This window comes from Vibrio sp. Y20_XG_PY13 (assembly GCF_024181925.1).
Taxonomy (GTDB): domain Bacteria; phylum Pseudomonadota; class Gammaproteobacteria; order Enterobacterales; family Vibrionaceae; genus Vibrio; species Vibrio parahaemolyticus.
In genome coordinates this window covers 379,993-401,342 of record NZ_JAMZAL010000004.1, presented here as the reverse complement: position 1 = coordinate 401,342, position 21,350 = coordinate 379,993, and the positions used below count along the sequence as shown (strand labels likewise).

At 44.4% G+C, this 21,350-nt stretch carries 19 protein-coding genes and 1 pseudogene; 8 read left to right on the top strand and 12 right to left on the bottom strand.

What is annotated here, in order from left to right; all coding sequences use genetic code 11:
* Positions 1-128: 128 nt before the first annotated feature.
* Positions 129-432 (top strand): annotated as a pseudogene (locus tag NL646_RS13130) (hypothetical protein).
* A gap of 313 nt (positions 433-745) precedes the next feature.
* On the opposite strand, the gene NL646_RS13120 reads toward NL646_RS13130, so the two are convergent.
* Positions 746-958: a hypothetical protein gene (locus NL646_RS13120; RefSeq protein ID WP_229651373.1), complete on the bottom strand. Its 213-nt coding sequence runs from the start codon at positions 956-958 to the stop codon at positions 746-748.
* A gap of 392 nt (positions 959-1,350) precedes the next feature.
* Between NL646_RS13120 and NL646_RS13115 the strand changes: the two genes are divergently transcribed.
* Positions 1,351-2,313 carry an integron integrase gene (locus NL646_RS13115; protein ID WP_023623891.1) on the top strand — a complete coding sequence of 321 codons (963 nt, stop codon included), beginning with the start codon at positions 1,351-1,353 and terminating at the stop codon, positions 2,311-2,313.
* Positions 2,314-2,373: 60 nt separating this feature from the next.
* On the opposite strand, the gene NL646_RS13110 is transcribed toward NL646_RS13115, so the two are convergent.
* The 8 genes from NL646_RS13110 to NL646_RS13075 all read right to left on the bottom strand — a co-directional run bounded on the left by NL646_RS13110 (position 2,374) and on the right by NL646_RS13075 (position 10,217).
* Positions 2,374-2,847 carry a DUF2947 domain-containing protein gene (locus NL646_RS13110; protein ID WP_005458833.1) on the bottom strand — a complete coding sequence of 158 codons (474 nt, stop codon included), beginning with the start codon at positions 2,845-2,847 and terminating at the stop codon, positions 2,374-2,376.
* 13 nt (positions 2,848-2,860) lie between these two features.
* Positions 2,861-3,448, bottom strand: coding sequence for an HD domain-containing protein (locus NL646_RS13105; protein ID WP_253664315.1), 588 nt, complete (start codon positions 3,446-3,448; stop codon positions 2,861-2,863).
* Between the two features lies 1 nt (position 3,449).
* Complete coding sequence (gene rimJ / locus NL646_RS13100; protein ID WP_253664314.1) at positions 3,450-4,034, bottom strand: ribosomal protein S5-alanine N-acetyltransferase; 585 nt, start codon at positions 4,032-4,034, stop codon at positions 3,450-3,452.
* Positions 4,035-4,070: 36 nt separating this feature from the next.
* On the bottom strand, positions 4,071-5,615 hold the full coding sequence (gene tyrR / locus NL646_RS13095) for a transcriptional regulator TyrR (protein ID WP_017448454.1): 1,545 nt from the start codon (positions 5,613-5,615) through the stop codon (positions 4,071-4,073).
* A 100-nt stretch (positions 5,616-5,715) separates the two neighbouring features.
* Positions 5,716-6,756: a YcjF family protein gene (locus NL646_RS13090; protein WP_253664313.1), complete on the bottom strand. Its 1,041-nt coding sequence runs from the start codon at positions 6,754-6,756 to the stop codon at positions 5,716-5,718.
* Entirely contained in the window at positions 6,753-8,129 is a 1,377-nt protein-coding gene (locus NL646_RS13085; RefSeq protein WP_253664312.1) for a YcjX family protein, read from the bottom strand. The genes NL646_RS13090 and NL646_RS13085 overlap by 4 nt, the downstream gene beginning before the upstream one ends.
* A gap of 211 nt (positions 8,130-8,340) precedes the next feature.
* Positions 8,341-8,526 carry a hypothetical protein gene (locus NL646_RS13080; protein WP_005458825.1) on the bottom strand — a complete coding sequence of 62 codons (186 nt, stop codon included), beginning with the start codon at positions 8,524-8,526 and terminating at the stop codon, positions 8,341-8,343.
* 173 nt (positions 8,527-8,699) lie between these two features.
* The gene (locus tag NL646_RS13075) at positions 8,700-10,217 is read right to left on the bottom strand and encodes a fumarate hydratase (RefSeq protein ID WP_005376905.1); all 1,518 of its coding nucleotides are present in this window, start codon (positions 10,215-10,217) and stop codon (positions 8,700-8,702) included.
* Between the two features lie 271 nt (positions 10,218-10,488).
* Here NL646_RS13075 and pabB point away from each other — a divergent pair, with 271 nt between their 5' ends.
* The gene (gene pabB, locus NL646_RS13070; RefSeq protein WP_253664311.1) at positions 10,489-11,853 is read left to right on the top strand and encodes an aminodeoxychorismate synthase component I; all 1,365 of its coding nucleotides are present in this window, start codon (positions 10,489-10,491) and stop codon (positions 11,851-11,853) included.
* 134 nt (positions 11,854-11,987) lie between these two features.
* On the opposite strand, the gene NL646_RS13065 is transcribed toward pabB, so the two are convergent.
* Both NL646_RS13065 and NL646_RS13060 read right to left on the bottom strand, forming a co-directional pair.
* A complete protein-coding gene (locus NL646_RS13065) occupies positions 11,988-13,688 on the bottom strand; it encodes an ATP-binding protein (protein WP_253664310.1) in 1,701 nt (566 codons plus the stop codon).
* Between the two features lie 7 nt (positions 13,689-13,695).
* Entirely contained in the window at positions 13,696-14,235 is a 540-nt protein-coding gene (locus tag NL646_RS13060) for a heme NO-binding domain-containing protein (protein WP_015296942.1), read from the bottom strand.
* A gap of 284 nt (positions 14,236-14,519) precedes the next feature.
* On the opposite strand from NL646_RS13060, the gene NL646_RS13055 reads away from it, so the two are divergent.
* The 5 genes from NL646_RS13055 (at position 14,520) to NL646_RS13035 (ending at position 20,856) form a co-directional block, all read left to right on the top strand.
* Positions 14,520-15,119: a CoA pyrophosphatase gene (locus NL646_RS13055; protein ID WP_005458814.1), complete on the top strand. Its 600-nt coding sequence runs from the start codon at positions 14,520-14,522 to the stop codon at positions 15,117-15,119.
* A gap of 354 nt (positions 15,120-15,473) precedes the next feature.
* A complete protein-coding gene (locus NL646_RS13050) occupies positions 15,474-16,727 on the top strand; it encodes a serine transporter (RefSeq protein WP_005458812.1) in 1,254 nt (417 codons plus the stop codon).
* A 98-nt stretch (positions 16,728-16,825) separates the two neighbouring features.
* Positions 16,826-18,187 (top strand): L-serine ammonia-lyase, encoded by a 1,362-nt coding sequence (locus tag NL646_RS13045; protein WP_005483216.1) that lies wholly within the window; start codon positions 16,826-16,828, stop codon positions 18,185-18,187.
* 303 nt (positions 18,188-18,490) lie between these two features.
* Positions 18,491-20,206 carry an EAL domain-containing protein gene (locus tag NL646_RS13040; protein ID WP_025795025.1) on the top strand — a complete coding sequence of 572 codons (1,716 nt, stop codon included), beginning with the start codon at positions 18,491-18,493 and terminating at the stop codon, positions 20,204-20,206.
* Between the two features lie 182 nt (positions 20,207-20,388).
* Positions 20,389-20,856 carry an N-acetyltransferase gene (locus NL646_RS13035; RefSeq protein ID WP_021447722.1) on the top strand — a complete coding sequence of 156 codons (468 nt, stop codon included), beginning with the start codon at positions 20,389-20,391 and terminating at the stop codon, positions 20,854-20,856.
* 82 nt (positions 20,857-20,938) lie between these two features.
* On the opposite strand, the gene queD is transcribed toward NL646_RS13035, so the two are convergent.
* On the bottom strand, positions 20,939-21,301 hold the full coding sequence (gene queD, locus NL646_RS13030; protein ID WP_005494779.1) for a 6-carboxytetrahydropterin synthase QueD: 363 nt from the start codon (positions 21,299-21,301) through the stop codon (positions 20,939-20,941).
* Positions 21,302-21,350: the final 49 nt, after the last annotated feature.

Sequence of the window (21,350 nt, the reverse complement as noted above, 5' to 3'; positions counted from 1 at the left end):
CCCTCTTGAGCAGTTTGTTAGTCGCGAGGCACCGAGCGACAATTTTAAGCCGAACTAAACTTTGCGAACAACAAACTTTATGTGCTTTGATGCATTTAAGTCAGGCGTAGTCTCAAAGCGGCTAGTCAATGAAACCACTTGGAACAAACAATGCCGCAGAAAACGGACTGACAACACCAAAAAGCGCTTTTGGAAAGCCAATCTCACTGTGGGGACTTTCAACAAAGTCACTGAAACCACGTGGAACTTACAACACCAGAGAAGACGTCATTTCAGCGAGTAAATCGGCTTTTGTACCCAACAAACTCACCGAGCGGAGTTGCAACCCAAAACAGACTCTCGATTACCCTTCTCTATCAGCACCAATGGACTAAACAACCGCTAGGACAGTTACAAAACTTTGGACTTGAAACAGTTGAAACTGAGTTTTGAGCATCGTCGACGCACCTGCGTATCAAATGATCATCAGCCAAACTTTAAGCTTAGAAACGTGATTTTAACTGCTAGCTTTTTCTGGCGACTAACGCCCTGCTAAGGGGTGAGCAACGCAATACCGAAGCCGCCGCAAACCACCTTAATCACTAAATTCAACGCATAGTAAAAATGCCACGCGTTGCGAATCCCTCTTGAGCAGTTTGTTAGTTTGCAAACCCAAAGCGTTGATTTTACGTTATTTTAAACTTTGCAAACAATAAGCTTTATGTGTTTTGATGCATTTAAGTCAGGCGTAGTCTCAAAGCGGCTACTAAATGAAACCACTTGGAACAAACAACGCCGCAGAAAACGAACTCACAACACCAAAAAGCGCTTTTGGAAAGCTAATCTCACAATGCGGGCTTTCAACAAAGTCACTGAAACCACGTGGAACTTGCCACACCAAAGAAAGCGTCACTTCAGCGAGTAGATCGGCTTTTATACCAGCAAACTCAACGAGCAGAGTCTCAGCAAAAAAGTTCAACTCAGTTAACCCAAAAGTCGCCGCACCAAAGAACAAATCAACCGTTGAAACGATACCAATTTTGAGTTTACACCACGCAAGTTAACAATAAAATTGAATGCATATAAGACAATTTCGACTTTAAGCTTTTACCACTAGATCTTGCGATATAGGCGCGTTTTTCCTCTTGCAAACTAACGCTTTCTATACCGCAAATAGCGGCCTTTCTCGCACGCTACCGCCTTCTTTCCTGACAAAAGAAAAGCAAATCCTAGCACTTATCTTCATGAAACAAATAGAAAAGTAGTATGAATATGTGTGTTTGAACACGCAATTAGACGGCAAAAAGCATGATAACTGGGTCAGTATTGATAAATTGCAACACCTGTATAAATAAACAGTCTTATAATATTATGAAAAGTCAGTTTCTGCTAAGTGTAAAAGAGCATATGCTTACTCGCCATTATGCCAACAAAACTATCGAGAGTTACCTATTCTGGATAAAGCGCTTTATTGTATTCCACCAGCTTGCTCATCCATCGAAGTTATCTGAAGACGACGTTATTCGATTTCTCAGCCACCTCGCTATCGATGAAAAAGTTGCAGTCAAAACTCAAGCATTGGCGCTGAATGCTATTTCGTTTTTATATCGAGACTTTTTTAAAACCCCGCTTTCACTGGATATGAGGTTCCAAAAATCACTGACGGAAAAGAAGCTCCCTGTTGTTTTGACTCGCGATGAAGTCCGCAGGTTTGTGCAACATATCGATCCGAGATATAAGCTTCACATCCAACTCCTATACGGTTCTGGGCTTCGAATTATGGAATGCCTTAGACTAAGAATCCAAGACATAGATTATGACTATGGTGCAGTGAGAGTCTGGCAAGGGAAAGGTGGAAAAAACCGTACGGTCACATTGGCGAAAGAGCTCCATGAGCCGCTAAAATCGCAGATGAACTTAGCAAGAAACTACTACTTCAAGGACCGGCATGTACCCGGATACGCAGGTGTTTACATCTCCGAAGGTTTGCGCCGTAAATATCCGAATGCAGAATTAGATTTCAATTGGCACTTTTTGTTTCCGTCTAACAAGTTAAGTGTCGACAAAGAGACAGGACAACTGCGAAGACATCATATAAATGAAAGCGCAATTCAAAGAGCGGTAAAGCGCTCCGCGCTCGATGCAAGCATAGAAAAAACGGTTACCTGTCACACATTAAGACATAGCTTTGCAACGCATTTATTGGAATCTGGTGCCGATATTAGAACAGTACAAGAGCAGCTTGGTCACACCGATGTAAAGACCACCCAAATATATACCCACGTAATTGAGAGAGGTGCAGGCGGAGTCCTAAGCCCTTTATCAAGTCTTTAAAAAAACAAAAGCCACCTGGTTGGTGGCTAGTATCATGAGCGGGTGATGAGTTAGTACAAGTTAGTGACGCTCACCAAGTTTAACCATTCCTTTTGAGTCAAACCACAATGCTTGCGAGCGGCGACGACCAATAAGAATAGGACCATCATCATAGAACAAAAAGTTCTTCCAATGCTTTTTAAAAATCGACCATTTTGTTTCTATGACATTGTACTTTTCGTAACAGAAATACACGGTCACATCATCTTGCCAATCGATATGTGCATCAACTTCTTGTGGCATTTCAGGCTCATCCGATTCCCATGCAGCCATCCAATCTACAGATTCTAACCAATTTGATTCACTCATCGGCCAATCTTGTGAGCTTAGGCGGTCCATATCAGGGCTTTGCGCGCTAATGTTCTCTTTCCAAAATTGCGCAGAACGAGCTTGGCTCATCGGCTTGATAAATGCCAAATCTTCTTCTGGCACTGGCATCGACTGATGCGTAAAAATCCATTTTCTTTGGTATTCATCCAAAGGCAAATAAGACATTCAGTCTCCTTTATTACGATTTCAGCCAACCTTTCTCTGTGGCTTCTTCAATCAACTCTTTCGCTTTGTCCCACAAGGTAACAGAGCCAAATTCAATTCGTTTATTAATGGTAAGCGCCTGTTCACGCGTTACACTATTCTCTTTCCAACTTTGACCATTGGTATGGTAGTTCAAGAGCATGGGAATTAAACGATCAAGCGCTTTTGCATATTTTGCATCATCACTCTGCGCGGCTTCAAACTCTAGCCAAAGCGCTAATAATTCTTGCCCTTGATCTGTTGGTAACATACCAAATAAGCGTTCAGCGGCTTTTATTTCTTTTTCTGCTTGCTCTTTTGTAGCGGCAGTATCATAAACAAACGTGTCGCCTGCGTCGATCTCAACAACGTCATGTATCAATAGCATTTTCATCACTCGACAGATATCGACTGGCGAATTTGCGTGCTCTTCCATTAATACTGCCATCAATGCGACATGCCAACTGTGCTCACCACTGTTTTCAAGACGACCTTCGGCACTTTTCACCCGAGTACGACGCAATACGCTTTTGAGCTTATCAAGTTCAATGAGTAATGCTAACTGCTTTTCTAATCGAACCATATTAGCGCCCTTCTTGATGCCAATGAGGGTTAGTTAATGATGTCAGCACATGATCTTGCCATTCACCATTGATCAAAAGGTAATCTTTTGCGTAACCTTCTTTGCTAAACCCGACAAACTCTAGCACAGCTTCACTGCGTTTGTTATGAGGCATATAGCCGGCTTGGATACGATGCATTTTTTGCACGTTAAACATGTAGTCGCATGCCATTTTTAACCCACGACGCATATAGCCGTGACCTTGTGCCTCTTCCGCCAAGGAATAGCCAACGTTACAGCTATAAAATGGAAAACGACTCATACTGCTGAATGAAATCGTTCCTAGCATGCACCCCGTATCTGCATGAATTAATAAGCAATAGTAGCCAAGCCCCATTCGATGGAGCTCGTTCAACTTAATCAGTTTTTGGAGCCAACCATTAACAGAGAAAAACGCCTCTTCTCGCTTTGGTTCAAATGGCTTCAAATAATCGCGATTAGATTGAAAATACGCCGCGATCATATCGGCATCACCGATTTCAGCGGTTCGTAGAAGCAAGTCGTCGTCCAACTTGTGAACGGCGATTGATGAACTATGATCTTCCATTACAAACGACAACTTCCTTTTTCTTGATTACTCGCGTTAATTCTTACGAATCCCATAGTCACGTAACTTATTCGCAATAGACGTATGCGATACGTTCAAACGCTTCGCTAACTTACGGCTTGACGGGAACGACTGGTACAAACGCTCCAACACCTGGGATTCATAATCACGCATGATCTCGTCCAAAGAACCATCAATATTAAGCGTTGCACTGCCCCCGCCAACTGACTGTGGCTGTGGCAAATTAAAATGTTCGGCTTTCAGTAAATGGCCATCCATTTCTGTTAGCGCTCGCAACACCATATTATCTAACTGACGCATGTTACCCGGCCATTGGTAGCTGCCCAGATCATCAACCAGACCGTCATCCAGCTCCGGCTTATCGATACCCAGCTGCTGCGCGTGTTTTGTCACGAACAAATCCAGCAAAGGTGCCACATCATTCGAGCGCTTACGCAGTGGAGGAATGCTTAGCGTGAGTACATTGAGGCGATAATACAAATCTTCACGGAACATACCCGCTTCAGAAAGCTCAGCAAGGTTATGTTTTGTCGAAGCAATGATGCGAACGTCTACATGCATTTCATCTTCTGCACCAACACGACGGAAGTTACCATCTTGTAGAAAACGAAGAAGTTTGATTTGCAGATGAGCACTCATCTCACCAATTTCATCAAGAAATACCGTACCGCCATTTGCCTGTTCAAAAATACCTTTGTGGCCTTGTTCGTGATTGAATGAACCCGGCGCATGACCAAACAGCTCGGTTTCTGCAACGTCATCTGGCATGGATGCACAGCTCAACACAAGGAATGGTTTACTCGCACGGCTTGAACGACTATGACAGGCTTTTGCGAGCATTTCTTTGCCAGTACCTGTTTCACCTTCGATTAGTAGCGGCTGATCCAGAACAGAAAGCTTCTTAGCCTGATTAATCAATGCTTTATGTCGGTTTGATATTCCTACGAAGTGCTCAAAACCCAATGGATTATGCAACGGTAGTCTTTCTTCGATTTGCGTGCCGTGCTGGCTTGTTCGAATCGTCATCAAAGTGCTTGCAAGCGTAGAATTCTGCGCTTCGTCTCTGATATAGACAGGCATGAGCTCTAAGATGTAATCCAACCCATCAATAACTAGGTTTTCACGAGTACGAGCGTTCACGCCTTCAGACCAACGAGAGAAACGGACGCTTGGTAATAACGCACCAATCTGAGTGCCAATGACTTCTTGTTTATGCAGGCCGAGTAGCGACAAAGCAGACATGTTCGCCATATCGACAGCACCTTTGAGGTCGATTGCAAAAACCGGGTCCGGCAAATTATCAACCAACGAAAGCAGCTCAGTGTTGTGGCGCTCCATTGGCATAAATTGGATTTTACGTACGTCTTTAACCCCCGGAATACGGCGGATTTCAGCCATCAACTCACTAAAAGTATCAAAATCAATATCTGGGCAATTTAAATAGATGATGCCACTGATATCGATTTCAATACCACGTAAGTCGATACTTTTAGACGCTAAAATATCGAGTAGTTCTCGGGTAAGACCGAGTCTATCTTCACATAAGACTTCAAGACGCACTGAAAATATCCCAATTCACAACTGTCAGGAAAAGTTGACAGTAGTTTCTATCAAGCTTGTATTGGCGTCAAGTAATCCTATCGGTCAAAGGTAATATTCGTTATGGTTTCATCGTGATTGATGCAATTTTCGCCACCACGGCTTTGCGGATAGTCCCGAGTTTGACTTGGCGATCAGGATACCAAGGAAGCGGACGCAGTAAGGCCATCGCTTTCAATCCTAAACGCGCAGTAAGAATCCCCACGCCGAGCCCCTGCCCTGCACGAGCAGATACTTTGCCAGCAAGATCCATCGACATCAAATCCATACCAGCGTCAATGGCTAACTCACTTGCGCCTGCCGCAGCCATATTGACGAATACCGATCTCAATAGCTTGATGCGCGAAGCATAACCTAATTCAACGCCATACACTTTGGATAAGTTATCGATCATTTTGAAGTTTCGCCACGCCACCAGCAACATATCAGCGGCGGCGAGTGGACTTACCGCAACTAACGCAGCAGACTCAGTCGCGTGCTGAGAAACCACTTTTGTAGCGAGCTTGTCTTGTTGACTAACGACCATAGAATCGTACATATCGAGGATTTCCGCATCACTGTGTGCTGGGTTAATGCTGTTCTGCCAGCGATCAAAGCCTGGGTTCTCTGCTAAAACACCACTCTGTTCCGCCACCTTTTCGCAAAACACCTTGCCTTTACCCACACTGTCACTGTGAACGAGCAGTTCGGCTTCTTCTTGAATGCTGAAATGATTTCTTAATTTACGTAGCTTCCAGAGTTCTTTACCGATAGCACCTAGGCCCAATGAAGCCACTGAAGTAATGAAACCCACCCAACCGAATGCTAGCCAGTCAGCTGTTTGCACCGCAGTGACAAATGAGTCTACAGCCTGCCACCCGACCAATCCGGCAAAAGTAGCAAACACGCCGGTTGCGAGCCATTTTCTGCCCGGCCTAGGGCGAATCACGTGTTCAAGTTGCAGTTCTTGTTCGGTTTCAATTCGATCTTCTTCTATCTTCACTGGTACAAAAGTTTCTTTTTCACTGAATGTCTTTTGCGCCGTTAACTCTGGTGAATCCGATTGCTGCTCTTTCTCTAGTGCTTTTTCAGAGAAAATTTGTTTCTGCTTCAATTCGCTCATTTCAATTTGTCTCCTAGCAGATAATCCAGTGCTTTATCTAGACGTATGTGTTTCATCGGTTCATCACTTGCTGACGGCATAGGACGGAAGGAAGTAAAGTCGAAACCACTGTTTTGCCAATAGGCAGCATTGGGTAGCTTCTTCGGCACCTCCCCTGGGAACATCGTCATTGCCTCACCGTTTAAGGTCGTCCCTTGTAACGCAGAAATGGTTTTGTCGCCTGAGGTAATAAACCCAGAAGTGGTCGCTTGGATGGAAGCAATGTTCATACAACTCATTTCAATGTTCTCATAAGCAGCGGTTTGCCATGCTGGGTGCACCATTTGTTGCAGTAGAGAAACAAGATGCGGATGCTGATCTGGTGTCACGTGATCGGCCTTGGTGGCGGCAAATAGCACTTTGTCTATTTTTGGCGAGAACAAACGACGTAAAAAGCTACTGCGACCATAACGAAAGCTGTGCATGATCTGCTCAAGAGCCTGACGCATATCATAAAACGCCTCGTCGCCAGCATTAAGTGGCTGTAAACAATCCACCAGCACAATTTGGCGGTCAAATGTTGCAAAATGGTGCTTATAAAACGCTTTCACGACTTTTTGCTGATATTCATGAAAACGCGCTTCCAACATGGCTAAGTTGCTGCCTTTAGGCGCTTTGCTTTCCGATTCAAATCGACAAGGAAAGAACTGCAACACCGGTGCACCAGCAAGCTCTCCTGGTAACACAAATCGCCCTGGCTGAACCCAGTGCAGCCCAGCATCTTTACAAGCATGGAGATAATCCGTGTAAGCGTGAGCCACTTTCTCTAGCTGTTTTTCATCTGCATCCGCATTGAGCTCAATCTGTTCGAGTTCAGCTAGCCATGCTTGAGCTAACTCTTTGCGTTTGCCTTTCAGCGCGTCAAACTGCGTTTGAGACCAACTCGAAAAATTCATATCGAGCAAAGGCAAGTCCAATAGCCATTCACCCGGATAGTCGATGATGTCAACATTGAGAACCGCCGTTTTACTGAGCAGCTTCTTGGTCGTTTTCTTTGGTTTGTATTTTAAAGCTAGGCGAATTTCGCTCACATCACGCGTTGGCACTGGCCATTGTGGTGGGTTCGCATGAATCTGGCTCATCGCCTCGTCGTAAGCAAAGCGAGGCACCATCATATTGGTTTGAGGTTCACGCTTTGCACCAATAAGGCGTTTGTCTCTCGCGGCGGTCAATAAAGGTAGATTGTCGTGAGTGGCGGTGTGAAGTAGCTGATTAACCAAAGACGTGATAAAGGCCGTTTTACCCGCTCGGGATAACCCAGTTACCGCAATTCTTACATTAGAATCCATACCACGGCTGATAAAGTCGTTCACTTCTTGCTTTATTCTTTTCATAGTTTTTATTTATCTCACCAGTTTTTATACCCAACGCTTCAATAGAAGTAACTTGAGTATCACGAGTCTAAGTTTACCAACCTTAATCAAAGATGAACAAAATCTGCAATCTAGTGCTGACCTCGATAAGTGTAAAGTATTGCTGCCTATAAACGGAAAAGCCTCTGAATCACTTCAGAGGCTTATATATTCTAACTAGCGGCTTGATGTTCTAATCTTCTTCAATCAGCTTGTAGATAACAAAGAGTGCGATTTCAAGAACAAACCAAAGCACACAAGTGATGGTGACGTATTTCTCATCAAAAATACTGATACCGTGAAGAATCAAGTCGTAGCCAACAAAGCCACCAACCACTACAGCAAGAATAATTTGTAGAATCTGAATAAAACGAGGCATGCCGTCTCCTAATTATTTTTCGCATAACGTTTGATTGCTATGCCCTGAGGTTTATATCTACATTATATAGACAAAAAGTGCAGTTTTCGCTGCACTTTTGTCAAATGTTTGCTAGGTAAATCAGCACCTTGTCACATTCTCTCTACTGAGACAATGTAAGATTGCCTTTTGCCTTATGCTTCCATCTCTTGAATTTTCACTTTCCAAGTGTCTGGACCGATTTGGTGCGCGTTAACGCCATTTGAGTCTACAGCCACTGTTACTGGCATATCTTCAACTTCAAATTCGTAAATCGCTTCCATACCTAAATCTTCAAATGCGACAACGCGAGCTTTCTTGATCGCTTTCGCTACAAGGTAGGCCGCGCCACCGACAGCCATTAGGTAAACCGCTTTGTGATTCTTAATAGATTCAACCGTTGCAGGGCCACGCTCAGCTTTACCGATCATGCCCATGATGCCGGTTTTTTCTAGCATCATATCGGTGAATTTATCCATACGAGTTGATGTTGTTGGGCCAGCAGGACCAACGACTTCATCACCAACTGCATCGACAGGGCCTACGTAGTAAATGAACTTACCGTTTAGATCTACGCCTTCTGGTAGACCTTCGCCATTATCTAGCATGCCTTGAATACGTTTATGCGCCGCATCACGACCAGTCAGAATTTTACCTGATAGAAGAACAGTTTCGCCTGTCTTCCACTCTTGTACTTCTTCTTTAGTGATCGTGTCTAAGTTTACGCGACGCGTATTTTCGCCCGCTTCCCAAGTAATGTCTGGCCAATCTTCTAGTTTAGGTGGCGTTAGCTCTGCTGGGCCGCTGCCATCAAGCGTGAAGTGTACGTGACGAGTCGCCGCACAGTTTGGGATCAAACAAACAGGCTTAGAAGCCGCGTGCGTTGGCGCAGTTTTGATCTTAACGTCGACAACAGTCGTCAAACCGCCAAGGCCTTGCGCGCCGATACCAAGTTTGTTCACGCGATTGAAGATATCAAGACGAAGCTCTTCTTCTGCGTTTTGTGGACCACGGTCGATAAGCTCTTGAATATCGATGTGTTCCATTAGAGATTCTTTTGCCAATACCGCTGCTTTTTCAGCCGTACCGCCAATACCAATGCCAAGCATGCCTGGTGGACACCAGCCCGCGCCCATTGTTGGTAGCGTTTTCTCTACCCACTCAGCAATATCGTCAGATGGGTTTAGCATCACCATCTTAGTTTTGTTTTCACTACCGCCGCCCTTCGCTGCGATCTGAATTTCAACTTTATCGCCCGGTACCATGTTGATGTGTACGACAGCAGGCGTGTTGTCTTTGGTATTAATACGTTTACCGGCAGGATCCATAAGTACTGACGCACGCAACGGGTTATCTGGGTTCGTATACGCTTGTCGAACACCTTCATCTACCATCTGCTGAACCGTCATATCGGTTGAGTCCCATTGCACGCCCATACCGATGTTGACGAAACACGTCACGATGCCAGTATCCTGACAAATTGGTCGGTGACCTTCTGCTGACATTCGGGAGTTAATTAGGATCTGAGCAATCGCGTCTTTCGCGGCTTGACTCTCTTCGCGGTGATAGGCTTTTTCAAGAGCTTGAACAAAGTCTAGCGGGTGGTAGTAAGAAATATACTGTAGCGCATCAGCGACACTGCTGATTACATCCTGCTTGCGTATTACCGTCATTACATGCCTCGTTATAGTTATGCTTCCATTATTGGCTTGGCTTCAATCGTGTTTGTTGAGCTTATTGCTCTTTTGAGCTTCGTTTTTTTATAAACAATTGTCGAACGGCTGATATCGACACACGAAACGCTGAAGTCGCCTACTTGTAAACCATCTCAAAACCCTATGAATAGAGGGAGTTTGGCTATACAGAGGAATATGATACTCTTGCTGCCCATGACATGCCATGCAGTGAACGATCTCTTTGTCACAAATTACACAAATGAACAACATGGACAATCAATTCATTGATTTTAAAGCGCTGGAATACGCACCAGAGTTTGCTCTTCACCTATTTTCTCGCATTCAACACCTACCTTGGGCGATGTTGCTGCGTTCTGCATCAGAAACGCATATCGATAGTCGCTTCGATGTGTTGGTTGCCAACCCAATTGCAACGTTAGAAAGCACTGCCGACAGCACACGAGTTGAAACGCCATCGAATACCTATTCAACTCAAGATGACCCATTCACGCTGCTTCATCGGTTGCAGGAACAGTGGCTTCCTCACGTTGAGTTAAATAAAGAATTGGATTTGCCTTTTGTCGGCGGAGCACTCGGTTACTTCAGTTACGATTTAGGTCGACGCGTAGAAACAATGCCAGAACAGGCCGAAAAGGATCTCAACACGCCTGATATGGCGGTAGGTCTGTATGAATGGGCCGTCGTTGTTGACCACAAGCTTAAAAAAGCATGCTTAGTCGGTCAGAATATCGAGCAAGCTTGGCAATGGTTAGACAAACAAGAAGCGGAGCAAAGTGTAGACTTCGCTCTGTCCGGCGATTGGCAGTCAAACATGACGAAAGAGAGCTACGCCACTCGCTTTGACAAGGTGCAAGAATACTTGTTGAGCGGTGACTGCTATCAGATCAATTTGGCGCAACGCTTTAACGCACCGTATCAAGGCAACGAGTGGCAAGCGTATCTGAAATTGGAGTCCGCCAACCAAGCGCCATTCTCAGCGTTTATCCGCATGCCTGAGTCTTCGATATTGAGTATCTCTCCAGAGCGCTTTTTAGAACTCAAAGATCGCGTCATTGAAACGAAACCAATCAAAGGTACTCGCCCACGCAGCGAAGATCCAAAGCAAGATAACGCTAATGCCCATGACTTGCAGACAGCGGAAAAAGATCAGGCAGAAAACCTGATGATTGTCGATTTGCTGCGTAATGACATTGGTCGAGTTGCATCACCGGGTAGCGTTCACGTGCCCAAGCTGTTTGATATTGAAAGCTTCCCCGCAGTGCATCATTTGGTGAGCACCATTCGTGCAAATTTGGATGAACAATACGCTCCTGCGGATTTGCTACGAGCGTGCTTCCCGGGCGGTTCAATTACCGGCGCACCTAAAGTTCGCGCAATGCAGATCATTGAAGAGTTGGAGCCACATCGACGCAGCGCGTATTGCGGCAGTATTGGCTACATTTCTCGCCATGGTCGTATGGATACCAGCATCACCATCCGAACTCTCGTAGCGGAAAATCACAAACTGTACGCTTGGGCTGGCGGCGGCGTCGTTGCAGATAGCGATTGTGCCTCTGAATATCAAGAAACGTTGGATAAGCTTTCAAAGATTTTGCCAGCGCTGCAATCGTAGGTTTCGGACGAAAACAAGTCAAAACGCCTCCAGTACGGAGGCGTTTTTGTGAGCGTTATTTGTATGCCCTTTAGCGGTTAGCGGTTAGCCGTTAGCCAACAAGCATCCGTTTTTTTAAGAGTCAGCGGCAGCGTCTACTGCTCGAGCCACTTACACATGATCTGCTCAATATCGGTTGCGGTGTACGGCTTAGTGAGGATGTCGTCCATGCCTGAATCAATGCACTTTTGACGTTCTTCAATCGTTGTGCCTGCTGTTAAGGCGATGATTGGACGGTCGAAGCCTTTTTGTCGCAAGTGAGCCGTTGCTTCGTAACCATCCATTTCCGGCATTCGACAATCCATAAATATCAATTCGTAATCTTTGTTTTTAACCGCTTCTAGCGCTTCCAAACCATTGGCTTTTAAATCAGGAGTAATGTCGAGCTTTTTCAGCATCTGAGTCACAATGACTTGGTTCATTCGTATATCATCCACCACCAATATCGAGCGCCCAGCTAAGTCGCTTCGTTCGACAACAGCCAACTCCCCCAACGCTGCGCCTTGAGCTTGCCCCTCTTTTAAAGGGATGGAAACTTTAAAGGTTGTACCTTTGCGCTCTTCACTTTCGAAACTGATCTCACCTTGCATTAAATCCACGAGGTTCTTACAAATCGCTAAGCCCAAACCTGAGCCTTCAAAACTGCGTTTTGCCGAGCGGTCAACTTGTACAAAAGGGTCAAACAACGAACTTTGCGCCGCTAACGGTATCCCAATCCCGGTATCTTCCACCTCAAAAAACGCAGTGCCGTTTACCCACTCGACTCGCAAGACCACGCCGCCCAAATGGGTAAATTTGATCGCGTTCCCAATCAGATTGACTAAGATTTGGGTGATTCGTTCTAAATCGCCAATCAGAAACTCCGGAATGCCTAACTTCTTGTCGATAGAAAAATGAATGCGCTTCTCTGCCGCTTTCGCAGCAAATACGCCCGTAATGGCTTTTTCGAGATCATCCCACGCAAAAACCTTGTCGATAATTTCCATCATGCCAGCATTCATCTTGCTGAAATCGAGCAAGTCGCTGATGATGACGCGAAGTAAATCGCCCGACTGAATCAAATTACCGAGATATTGCCGTTGATCTTCTCCCAACTGAGTTTTGCTTAACAGCTCTGCGCTGCCGAGTACGCCATTAAGTGGCGTTCTTAACTCGTGATTAATCATTGCGACAAACTCTTTCGTCGCTTTTTCTGACTCTTCCGCTCGCTTTCTTAACTCGACTTCACGTTCAAGGCTGAGGTGACGGCTGATCACGCCGTGAACCAAATCAGAAACCAGTTCCATTTGTTTGGAGATAAAAGCTTGCTCAATTTGTTCCAACGACACTGAAAATATCAGTTCGCCAACGACTCGCTCATCAATGATGATGGGTAAATGTAGCGCCTCATTCTGCCAATTGGGTGTTCGAGCGATAGGTTTGTCACTTTTTAGATCCAAATGCCCGAAATGATAACGACGTAAAGAAGTGAGTTGGACAGGATCAAGGTATAAATACGAAGCGGTAATAACGGAATTGGACGTCAGTTGCTCAAGAAAACTGGCAATCATTGTCTCGTCGAAAGTGCTGGAAAGGAATGTCCGTCCAAACCGAATAAGCGTGGCATCAATTTTTTCTTCAAACTCAAACTTGCGCAGATCGCTTTCCGATCGAAGTTCTAGCTTCTTTAACGCGACACTCAATTTTTGCGTCGATTCGTAGAGCTCATAACTTTTTTGCTCTAAAAGCAGTTCTGCCGCCTTTCTTGAGGCGATTTCTCGTTTGAGTTTCCTTTCTAATGAGGAGTTACCCGTCATACTCTTCTTATTGTGCCTCCAGCCAAAATCGAACTTGGCTTCCGTCTTCAGTTTGGTTTTGATGCGTAATATGAATGACCTGTCCAAAGTGTGCAGCACAGCCTTTGAGCAACCCCAAACAAACATGCGCCATACACCTTGCACTGTGGTAGTCGAACACCAGTTCTGACTGTGTTTCGCTGATAAAATCGAACTTAGGCGGATTGGCGTCTGGGTAAAGTTTTTTAACTTCTACATGAATAAAGCTTTCTACATGTCGAACAAATTGAAAGGTATTGTCGCACTGCTGCAAGCTTGCATGACTGGGAATGGAGCGTAGCAGGTTCAAAAATACGCTTTCACCAAACACTTCTTGTAACTGCTCTGGGGGAATATCAGAAACTTTGCTGAGATTGACGATCAGTTTGACTAAGTCTCGGTGATCATAACTGCCGACAGAGGTATATACCCCTTCGTCATCGGAAAGTTCGAGCACTTGGTCAAGCACTTCAAGTCCAAATTTGCTTTCCACTAACTCCATGAACTCGGTAAAGATTATCCCTTTCATTGGCAAACACCAACCTCATTGCAACGCCTTAAAAATAAGAATGGTGTATAACCCTATAAGTTTCAAATCAATATGCTTCGGCAGAGTGAGACACAAAGCACAAAGCAAAAGGTTGCCTAGATGTGAAGCGATTTTCCTTTAACATTTGAGCTTACTGTTTTATTAACGATGAGGCGGAGTGCACTCACCACTCATTTTCTCACTCAAGCACGCTCGCTTCCGGAGTTTAGGGTTATTATCTTGGGTGTATAATAATGAGTAGACACGAAAATTAGGGGTTCGGTTTGGTTATCGACAAAACAAAATTGCTGCAGAACTTTCAATTTCATCTTCCGACGGGGTATCACAAGGAGTCTCTTGCCCGCCTGAATTTTATGAAAGGTAAACCGCTTCGAGACGCCGCGGTTCTGATTGGTTTTGTGGATAGACCTGAAGGCCTACAAGTGATTTTGACCAAGCGAGCCGAACATCTTCGGCATCATCCAGGGCAAATCAGCTTTCCTGGCGGTAAGTTTGAACCCGAAGATATCCATCTGGTGAATACGGCGCTTCGTGAGACTAATGAAGAGGTCGGTATAGAAGATAAACACATTCATGTGTTCGGTCAGTTGCCAAAACTGCCAACGATTAGTCAATTTAATGTGACACCATTTTTGGCCTTTATTTCTCCGGATTATAAAACGCATATTGACCCAAATGAGGTCGAGTCGGTTTTTGAGGTACCAGCCAACCATATTTTGAACCCAAATAAGCTCTACAGCAGTAAGTTTGAGTTAAAAAGAAGCAGTCATCGTGTATTTGCTATCCCATATCGTCAACATTTCATCTGGGGCATGACGGCGCAGATCATTGAGTCGATGCAAAAGCACATCATTTCCGGCTAAATCTCTCCTCTTTCATTCGATAATGATCATACGACCAATGCGATCATTATGTGCATCAATATTAATAAAACGTTACTTCATAAACATTCATTCACATTAGATTAATTTGCCATTTTCACCGCAAACGCTTGCGGTGAAATAAATTTATACAAATCGCCCTATTGATAAGTTTTTCTAATTTTACTCATTAGCAATAATCACGAGTAGCACATCATTTTCGTGATAAAAAGCAGGTTTTTGACATATCATTCAATAAGCACGAGCAATACATGATTTAGATCTAATTTTCCTAGTGTAAAATCTTGCAAAATTGCCCGCGACTTATTTCCTGTTCCCAAAATGAGTAACTCAAAAATGAATACAACTACTTCTGCGGTTTCTACCGCACAATCGTCTAGTAAGTTTACTTACAAAGACTTCACCTGGTGTCTGTCTCTGTTCGGCACGGCAGTAGGTGCAGGTGTACTTTTCCTTCCTATTAAAGCTGGTGCGGGTGGTTTTTGGCCATTAGTAATCCTAGCTCTAATCGCGGCACCAATGACTTGGTTCGCACACAAATCTCTAGCTCGCTTCGTTCTTTCAGCTAAGAACCCAGAAGCAGACATCACTGACACAGTAGAAGAACACTTCGGTAAAACTGGCGCAAACCTTATTACGTTCGCATACTTCTTCGCTATTTACCCAATCGTACTTATCTACGGTGTTGGTATCACAAACACGGTTGACTCTTTCCTAGTTAACCAAATGGGCATGGAATCGATTCCTCGCTGGCTACTTTCTGGTGCGCTTATCGCAGCAATGACAGCAGGCGTAGTATTCGGTAAAGAACTGATGCTGAAAGCAACTTCAGCAATGGTTTACCCTCTAGTGTTCATCCTATTGGCGTTGTCTTTCTACCTAATCCCTGAGTGGAACACGTCTATGATTGAAGTGGCTCCAGACTGGGCTGCAATGCCAACTATCGTTTGGTTAGCAATTCCTATCATCGTATTCTCATTCAACCACAGCCCAATCATTTCTCAGTTCTCTAAAGAGCAACGCATGCAATACGGCGACGAAGCTTACAAGAAAACAGACATGATCACTGGCGGTGCAGCGATGATGCTAATGGGCTTTGTTATGTTCTTCGTATTCTCTGTAGTACTTTCTCTATCTCCAGAGCAACTAGCATCTGCGAAAGAACAAAACATCTCTGTACTTTCTTACCTAGCGAACATCCACGAATCTCCACTGATCTCTTACATGGGTCCATTGGTTGCATTCGCGGCGATCACTTCTAGCTACTTCGGTCACTTCCTAGGTGCACACGAAGGTCTAGTAGGTCTAATCAAATCTCGCTCACAATCTCCAGTAAGCAAGATCGAAAAAGGTTCTCTACTGTTCATCGTTATCACTACTTGGATTGTGGCTATCGTTAACCCAAGCATCCTAGGCATGATCGAAACAATGGGCGCGCCAATGATTGCGGCAATCCTATTCTTGATGCCGGTATTCGCGATGCAAAAAGTTCCAGCAATGGCGAAGTACAAAACTTCAGCACCTGTGCAAATTTTCACAGCAATCTGTGGTCTTGCAGCAATTACTTCTGTAATCTACGGCGCTCTTTAATCATCCCTGTTTTTTAACAGAATGATTAATCCAAAAATATAACGATAAAATTAAGCCTCCCAACTCCCCTTGGGAGGCTTTCTTCTGAGGTAATCGATATGATTAGTGTTTTTGATATCTATAAAATCGGTGTTGGTCCTTCAAGCTCACACACTGTAGGCCCAATGAAAGCGGGTAAAGAGTTTATTGATGATCTTCGTGCAATGGGAAAACTGCGCGACATCACTAAAATCACCGTTGACGTTTATGGATCACTATCACTGACAGGGAAAGGTCACCACACAGATATTGCTATCATCATGGGTCTTGCGGGCAACTCCCCTGAGAAAGTTGATATCGATTCTATTCCGGGCTTCATCGCTCGCGTAGAAGAAACTGAGCGCCTTCCTGTTGGCATGCACTGTCATACAGTATCGTTCCCACGTGAAGGTGGAATGAACTTCCACAAAACGAACCTTGAGCTACACGAAAACGGCATGCAAATCCACGCTTGGATTGATGACGAAAAAGTGTACTCAAAAACTTACTACTCTATCGGTGGTGGCTTCATCGTTGATGAAGAGAACTTCGGTAAAGAAGCTGAGAACCCAATCAAGGTTCCTTACGAGTTCACAACAGCTGAAGAGCTGGTTAACCAGTGTAAAGAAAGCGGTCTTTCTATCAGCGCGCTAGTGATGAAGAACGAACAAGCACTTCACTCAGACGAAGAAACTCGTACTTACTTCGCGAACATCTGGCGCACGATGCGCGAATGTATGGATCGCGGTATGAACGAAGAAGGCATTCTGCCTGGTCCACTACGTGTACCTCGTCGTGCTGCAGCACTTCGTCAGCAACTGCTTACTTCTGAGAAAACAACAAACGACCCAATGTCTGTTGTTGACTGGGTAAACATGTTCGCTTTCGCAGTAAACGAAGAGAATGCAGCCGGTGGCCGTGTTGTTACCGCACCGACTAACGGCGCTTGTGGCATCATCCCAGCAGTATTGGCTTACTACGACAAGTTCATCCAAACTGTGACTGAAAAAGATTACATCCGTTACTTTGCTGCTTCTGGTGCAATCGGTGGTCTTTACAAGCGCAACGCGTCAATCTCTGGTGCAGAGGTTGGCTGTCAGGGTGAAGTTGGTGTGGCATGTTCTATGGCGGCAGCTGGTCTTGCAGAGCTTATGGGTGGTAGCCCAGAGCAAGTATGTATGGCAGCAGAAATCGCGATGGAGCACAACCTAGGTCTAACTTGTGACCCAGTTGCAGGTCAGGTTCAAGTTCCATGTATCGAGCGTAACGGTATCGCAGCTGTAAAAGCGATCAACTCAACTCGTATGGCACTACGTCGTTCTTCTGCTCCTACTGTATCTCTAGATAAAGTTATCGAAACAATGCTAGAGACTGGTAAGGACATGAACGCGAAATACCGCGAAACTTCTCAAGGCGGTCTAGCGATCAAAGTGATTTGCTAATCGTCTCGTTATAAAAAAGATATCGATAAGCCCGAGTGAATACTCGGGCTTTTTTTATCCAAAATACGATGAGGCATGCGCATTCAAATGCATTTGAAGCATCACCCGTCATTGCCTTATTCCTGCCCATATTTTTGTTTGTTCCGGCTAAAAACCAGTCAGAGCCTACTCTCGCTGTAGCTCATAAAAAAAACTAAAACTGTTACTATATCCAAATGTTTAGGATATCCCCGTACAAAATCACACCCTTCACTTCTCATTATTGATAACGTAGCCAAAATTTAAATTGGAGCTTATCAACACATGATTAGGTTTGAACTTGGAAACCAAATCTGCGTTTGCTTGTCCGAAAACGACATTTCTTTAGAGATCAACAACACACTCCACCACGCCATCCCTGTTAGTTCAAATGAGTATGCCATTCTTTCAACTATTGCTACTTACGGCAGCTTAAATGCGCCGATCAGTCAGCGCGTTATTGAGAGAAAAATCACTCAACACTACAAGATGGCTTTGCCAGAAAATGGATTTAAAAACGCGGTGGCAGCATTGAGAAAGAAGTTTCGCAAGCTCACGGAAGATCACGTTTCTCCCACGAGAAACATCATAGAAAACATTCACAGGACGGGATATTTCATCCCTTTTACCATGCAACATACTCACCAAAGCGGCATCTATCAACAAAAGAGAATCAACCAACACACGAAAAACAGCGTCAGAAAAGCCCTTCGTATTTGCTTGCGGAATAAAAGGATATATACAGACATCGCTTGGGTGTTGCTGGTTACTACAGCTATCTTTTTCTCGGTCTGCTATTACGCCATCAACAGCATTGTGAAACACAACTATTTAGATAGCGCATTGGACATTGCCGACAGCCTGTCTCAGATGAGTTGCTATGCTGATGAAGACCAACTAAAAGGGTTGTTTGATAACGTAAAGCTCGTTGAATCCAGCATGATGTTGGATCGCTTTAATATCCGCTGCTTGGTCACTCCAGAGGCGGTGGTTCCCGTCAGCCAAAAAGCGTTCAACGAGTGGAGCGATAACAGCAATTACACGACTCAATCCTTCGACATCAACAACGCCACCATTTTAGTTCGTGTGAAAAACATCAACTTACAGAATAACGTGGAGAGCCACATCTCGCGCTTTTTCCTTTCAGGGATGAAGCTTTACACCAACACAGGTACATCGTTCGAAATTGGCAACACCAACGGGCGATACTTTCACTATCAAATTAAAGATACAGGCTATAAAGAGGTGTATTACATCTCAGGACCTTTTAAGAGCATCATTTTGTTGAGCCTGTTCTTTTTAGTGATACTAAGGCATCGGTCGCTACAAGCGTTCATCACGTATCTGTTTGCTATTCGAGAATTTCATATCAAGCTCGAACCGATCTACAACACCTCAACGCAGCAAAATATTCACTACGAAGCCCTTTCTCGATTCAAAGTGAAGAACACCCAAAGGTTCATCGAAACACTCATCAGCAATGGACTGCTTTTGATCCACACGATCTTGGTGATCCGAGCAATTTACGCCAAACAGCCGACTTTGTTGGTACCCATCAGCATCAATGTGTGCCCTTCTCTTCTACGAGGTAGAAACTTCTCAACTCTTTATCAAGAACTCGCGAGCAGAGACTGCCGTTTACTGACCATCGAAATCACGGAGAACGCGTCCATGTACTACACCTCCGAGATCTACGACAACGTCGCGAAACTAAAATTACTGAACTGCAAAATCAGCATTGATGACTTTGGTACTGGCAACAACAACGTGTCACTTATCAGCAAAATCAATCCAGATTATTTGAAAATAGATCGGGAGTTTGTGATTGGTTTAAAGTCGGATGATAAGAAAGTGGAAACGCTGCGTCAGTTGATTGCGATGGGAAACACTTACCGCTGCACAGTCATCGTCGAAGGCGTCGAAACCGCAGATAGTGCTCACTTACTCACAACGTTAGGAGCCTACATTCATCAAGGTTACTTCTATCCTCTGCATTTCTAGCTTTTCTTAATGCCGCGAGTTACTTAAACTAGCTGATACCCAAATGACTTCATAATGTATTCGCGCTAAGTGTGCGAAGTGATTTGGGTATCACTAGCGTCTATAACTGGATGAAAGTTAAAGACGTTCGTACATTTTTGTTAGGTGGTGAGACCATCCACCACCCACTCGTGATTGAAACCATGATTGCTATTAAACCAACCAAACTGAAAGATTTTTCGAGTTTGATGCAATTGGACGTGCAGGAAGAGCAAATAGGATTTGCCAAGCCGTTTGAACAGGCTTACCAAAAGCGAAACAAGTCAGAAGTATTTTTTACTATTTATTCGGACTACCTAACCGTCGGCTATCTGATCATCGATAAAGGGTTTGCTCAGCATGCTCCTTTTGCAATGCGGCATGAGTTGGGCCTTAATTATTTGATGATTGATCGCCGCTTTCAACGCCAAGGTATTGGTGCAGAGGCGCTGAAAAAACTGTTTGTGTACGCATATACCATCGACCCAGAGAGCACCTCGCTCTGCGTGACGGTACCAAATAGCCATCAAGGTGCACTCGACTTTTTCTTGGCTTGTGGCTTTACCAACACAGAAAAAGCCATTTATGGCGAGCAAGAAAAAGAGTGGTTGATGCGTCACCCGCTTGGTTAAACGCTCAATAACCAAACGCTAGGTAAAACAAAGGCAAGCGATACGCTTGCCTTTGTTATTGAACATGGGATTACTACGAAGATTATTCACCCTTGTAGATACAACCTGCTGTACAAGTTTCTTTGATCTCTACTTTGCTTAGTAGCGGTAGGTTTGGTTTTAGTTGTTGCCAAATCCATTTCGCTAACACTTCGCTGGTCGGGTTTTCCAGACCTTCGATGTCGTTTAGGTAGTAGTGGTCTAAGCGATTGTAAATTGGTTTAAATGCAGCTTTTATCTCTGCAAAATCCACAACCCAACCTGTATGTGGATCAACTTCACCTTCTACATAAAGACGAACAAGGAAAGAGTGTCCGTGCAAACGACCACACTTGTGACCTTCTGGTACGTGTGGCAAATGGTGTGCCGCTTCGAACATAAACTCTTTGTACAATTCTGTTTTCATCTTGATTCTCAGGCTTTAAAAAAGACAGGCAATACTAAGGAATTCGCTG

Excerpts from the sequence above, each read along its gene's own strand:
- NL646_RS13110 (WP_005458833.1), bottom strand. The coding sequence starts at position 2,847 with ATGTCTTATTTGCCTTTGGATGAATACCAAAGAAAATGGATTTTTACG.
- NL646_RS13065 (WP_253664310.1), bottom strand. The coding sequence starts at position 13,688 with ATGACGGGTAACTCCTCATTAGAAAGGAAACTCAAACGAGAAATCGCC.
- NL646_RS13035 (WP_021447722.1), top strand. The coding sequence starts at position 20,389 with ATGATTGCTATTAAACCAACCAAACTGAAAGATTTTTCGAGTTTGATG.
- NL646_RS13085 (WP_253664312.1), bottom strand. The coding sequence starts at position 8,129 with ATGAAAAGAATAAAGCAAGAAGTGAACGACTTTATCAGCCGTGGTATG.
- rimJ (WP_253664314.1), bottom strand. The coding sequence starts at position 4,034 with ATGGAAGATCATAGTTCATCAATCGCCGTTCACAAGTTGGACGACGAC.
- NL646_RS13115 (WP_023623891.1), top strand. The coding sequence starts at position 1,351 with ATGAAAAGTCAGTTTCTGCTAAGTGTAAAAGAGCATATGCTTACTCGC.
- NL646_RS13050 (WP_005458812.1), top strand. The coding sequence starts at position 15,474 with ATGAATACAACTACTTCTGCGGTTTCTACCGCACAATCGTCTAGTAAG.
- NL646_RS13045 (WP_005483216.1), top strand. The coding sequence starts at position 16,826 with ATGATTAGTGTTTTTGATATCTATAAAATCGGTGTTGGTCCTTCAAGC.
- NL646_RS13090 (WP_253664313.1), bottom strand. The coding sequence starts at position 6,756 with ATGAGCGAATTGAAGCAGAAACAAATTTTCTCTGAAAAAGCACTAGAG.
- NL646_RS13075 (WP_005376905.1), bottom strand. The coding sequence starts at position 10,217 with ATGACGGTAATACGCAAGCAGGATGTAATCAGCAGTGTCGCTGATGCG.
- NL646_RS13040 (WP_025795025.1), top strand. The coding sequence starts at position 18,491 with ATGATTAGGTTTGAACTTGGAAACCAAATCTGCGTTTGCTTGTCCGAA.
- NL646_RS13105 (WP_253664315.1), bottom strand. The coding sequence starts at position 3,448 with ATGGTTCGATTAGAAAAGCAGTTAGCATTACTCATTGAACTTGATAAG.
- NL646_RS13080 (WP_005458825.1), bottom strand. The coding sequence starts at position 8,526 with ATGCCTCGTTTTATTCAGATTCTACAAATTATTCTTGCTGTAGTGGTT.
- pabB (WP_253664311.1), top strand. The coding sequence starts at position 10,489 with ATGGACAATCAATTCATTGATTTTAAAGCGCTGGAATACGCACCAGAG.
- NL646_RS13060 (WP_015296942.1), bottom strand. The coding sequence starts at position 14,235 with ATGAAAGGGATAATCTTTACCGAGTTCATGGAGTTAGTGGAAAGCAAA.
- queD (WP_005494779.1), bottom strand. The coding sequence starts at position 21,301 with ATGAAAACAGAATTGTACAAAGAGTTTATGTTCGAAGCGGCACACCAT.